Below are 3,149 nucleotides of genomic sequence, written 5' to 3' on the forward strand. Positions count from 1 at the left end.
GCGCGGGGAGGGAGGGGAGGGTCAGTCGTTGGCGTTCAGAACAGGGAGGTAGCCGCCCGACTGACCGGCGGCCTTGGGGTGGTAGGACTCGCCGATGTTGGTCCAGTTCACGCTGTGCAGCCAGGCGCTGCCGGAGCAGAGCTCGTGCCCGGCGAAGGTGGTGCGGACGTCGCCGAACGCGAAGCCGTGGGCCGCCGCGCGCTGCGACATGACCGAGTTCAGCAGGTCCGAGGCGGCGTTGATCGCGGTCCGCTTGGTGTCGGAGAGCCCGACGCAGATGGCCTGCACGTTGTAGAACTTCGGGTAGCCCAGCACGACGACGCGGGCGTTGGGCGCGCGGTTCCTGATGTCGGTGTACAGGGTGTTGAGGTTCCCCGGCAGCGTCGAGGAGATGTACGACCGGGCGGTGTTGATCCGGTTGAGGCACGTCGTGTCACTGCTGATCACACAGGTGGTCATGACGTCCGCGAAGCCGGCGTCGTTCCCGCCCGCCGTCACCGAGACCAGCGCGGTGGAGGCGTTCAGCGGCCCCATCTGGCTGCTGCGGACCGAGCTCGTGGTGGCGCCGCCGCAGGCCACGAAGGCGAACGACGAGGGTGAGTTGGCGTTGGCCCACAACTGCGGGTACGCGTTCGTGCTGCGCTTGCAGCTGCCGCTCTCGGCGGTGTAGCTGCCGGCCCCGACGCCGGAGGAGTACGAGTCGCCGAGGGCGACGTACGCGCCGGCCGCCTGGGCGGAGGCCTGTGCCGCGGCCGCCCCGGTGAAGGCGAGTCCTACGGACAGAAGGAACGAGCTCACGACGGCGGACGTACGGAAACGTCTCATGGTGGAGCCTCCCTGTTCTGCAGTTGTTTCTGCACCAACTGTGGTACCAGCTACACGCGTTGACAGGAAGTGTTCATGTCAACAAATCAATGGAGCGGTACGCGTCCTGGCCATGATGGCCTACGCAATACCCGATGAATCAGCAATTAACGCGTGTCACACGCGAATTCGGCATCTTGACGGCATACCGCCATTGCGTCAGATTGACCCCGACCACCATCTCTTGGGTCGGTAAGCGGATGGAACGCCTCAACCCGGCAAAACGTCCGATCACCTTTCAGCTCTTGCGATTGCCGACCAATTACCCATATCGTCATACATCTCTTACGCACCGGTCCGTCGTCCTGCGGTTCAGGGGAGGGCTCGGAAACCAGGACGGACCGGGGCGGACGCGCGGTAGGGGGGTGCTCGATGACGCGACCGGTCGTCGGGTCGTGCCGCGCGCCCGGGTTCCGGCCCACGGATCCCGGACAGTTCCACCGGCTCACCCGGCGCGCGCGGAGATCCCTTCCTGCGTGCCGGAGGTGAGAACCCCCCTTTCGCACCGGACTCACAGCGGCCGCCCGAGCGTGGGCGGTCCGCCGGACGAGAGGGACCAGAGACATGAGCGCAGTGCTGCCCCCGGTCACGCCGGGGCCCGACCTCGACGCGGCCGCCGAGCGGTACCGGCCCATCACCACCCATCTGGCCATCGCTCCACCGGTCAGCGTGGTGATCCCCGCCATGAACGAGGCGGAGAACCTTCCGTACGTCTTCAAGACGCTGCCGGACTGGATCCACGAGGTGGTCCTGGTCGACGGCGACTCCACCGACGACACCGTGGCGGTGGCCCGCGAACTGCGGCCGGACGTCAAGGTGGTGCGGCAGACCGGCAAGGGCAAGGGGGACGCCCTGATCGCCGGCTTCGCGGCCTGCACCGGCGACATCGTCGTCATGGTCGACGCCGACGGTTCGGCCGACGGCAACGAGATCGTCAGCTACGTCTCGGCCCTGGTCTCCGGGGCCGACTTCGCCAAGGGGTCGCGGTTCGCCAACGGCGGCGGCACCGACGACATGACCTTCGTCCGCAAGCTGGGCAACCGCCTGCTGTGCGCCGCCGTCAACCGGAAGTTCGGCGCTCGCTACACCGACCTCTGCTACGGCTACAACGCCTTCTGGCGTCACTGCCTGGACAGGATCGACCTGGACTGCACCGGTTTCGAGGTGGAGACGCTGATGAACATCCGCGTCGTCACGGCCGGGCTCAAGGTGCAGGAGATCCCCAGTCACGAGTACCTGCGCATCCACGGCGTCAGCAACCTGCGGGCGGTCCGCGACGGCCTGCGGGTGCTGCGGGTGATCCTCGCCGAGCGCTCCAACCGGCGGGCGCTGCGCGGCCGTCCGCGCAGGTCGCCGTGGACGGCCACGACCTCCGGCGAGGTGTCGTGACGGGGCCCGCAGCGCACGACCGGAGCGGGCTGCCGGCCGGCCCGGCCGTGCCGGAGATCTCGGTGGTGGTCTGCGTCCACACCGAGGACCGCTGGACGGACATCCTGGCGGCGGTGGCCTCCGTGCGGGCGCAGTCCCGGCCCGCGCTGGAGACCCTGCTGGTCGTCGACCACCATCCGGTCCTGCGGGAGCGGCTGGAGCGGGAGTTCGGGGACGCGCCCTCGGTGCGGGTGCTCGCCAACGCCGGCCCGCGCGGCCTGTCGGCCGGGCGCAACACCGGGATCGCCCACGCCCGGGGCGAGGTCGTCGCTTTCCTCGACGACGACGCGGTGGCCGAGCGGGAGTGGCTGCGGCACTTCGCGGAGGCGTACGACGACCCGCGGGTGATGGCGGTGGGCGGGCGCACCGAGCCCGTCTGGGCGTCCGGCCGCCGGCCCGCCTGGTTCCCCGAGGAGTTCGACTGGGTGGTGGGCTGCACGTACCGCGGCCTGCCGCCCGGGCGGGTGCGGGTGCGCAACGTGCTGGGCGGCAACGCCTCGTTCCGGCGCACCGCCTTCGAGGCCGCGGGCGGCTTCGCCACCGGCATCGGGCGGGACGGCGACCGGCGGCCGCTGGGCTGCGAGGAGACCGAGCTGTGCATCCGCCTCGGCCGTGCGCTGCCGGGGGCGGTGCTGCTGGTCGACGACCGCGCCGTGATCCACCACCGGGTGCCCGCGGCCAGGGAGCGGTTCGGGTACTTCCGCACCCGGACCTACGCGGAGGGGCTGTCCAAGGCGCTGGTCGCCCGGAGCGTGGGCGCGGACAAGGGACTGGAGTCGGAGCGCCGGTACGTCGCCCGGGTGCTGCCCGCGGGGGTGCTCCGCGGTCTCGGGGACGCGGTGCGCGGCAGGCCCGGC

General features: G+C 70.5%; 3 protein-coding genes. 2 read left to right on the forward strand and 1 reads right to left on the reverse strand.

Annotated elements, in window-relative coordinates; translation table 11 throughout:
- Positions 1 to 21: 21 nt before the first annotated feature.
- Entirely contained in the window at positions 22 to 825 is an 804-nt protein-coding gene (locus ACOV8S_RS24800) for an SGNH/GDSL hydrolase family protein (RefSeq protein WP_448320419.1), read from the reverse strand.
- Between the two features lie 603 nt (positions 826 to 1,428).
- Between ACOV8S_RS24800 and ACOV8S_RS24805 the strand changes: the two genes are divergently transcribed.
- Together ACOV8S_RS24805 and ACOV8S_RS24810 are read left to right on the forward strand one after the other, a co-directional pair.
- Positions 1,429 to 2,253 (forward strand): glycosyltransferase family 2 protein, encoded by an 825-nt coding sequence (locus ACOV8S_RS24805; protein WP_448320421.1) that lies wholly within the window; start codon positions 1,429 to 1,431, stop codon positions 2,251 to 2,253.
- A 47-nt stretch (positions 2,254 to 2,300) separates the two neighbouring features.
- Positions 2,301 to 3,149 (forward strand): glycosyltransferase family 2 protein (locus ACOV8S_RS24810; protein WP_448320449.1); only part of this gene is annotated, 849 nt, incomplete at its 3' end.

It is taken from the genome of Streptomyces sp. CO7, assembly GCF_053474865.1.

Coding starts and splice junctions, on each gene's coding strand:
- ACOV8S_RS24800 (WP_448320419.1), bottom strand. CDS start 825: ATGAGACGTTTCCGTACGTCCGCCGTCGTGAGCTCGTTCCTTCTGTCC.
- ACOV8S_RS24805 (WP_448320421.1), top strand. CDS start 1,429: ATGAGCGCAGTGCTGCCCCCGGTCACGCCGGGGCCCGACCTCGACGCG.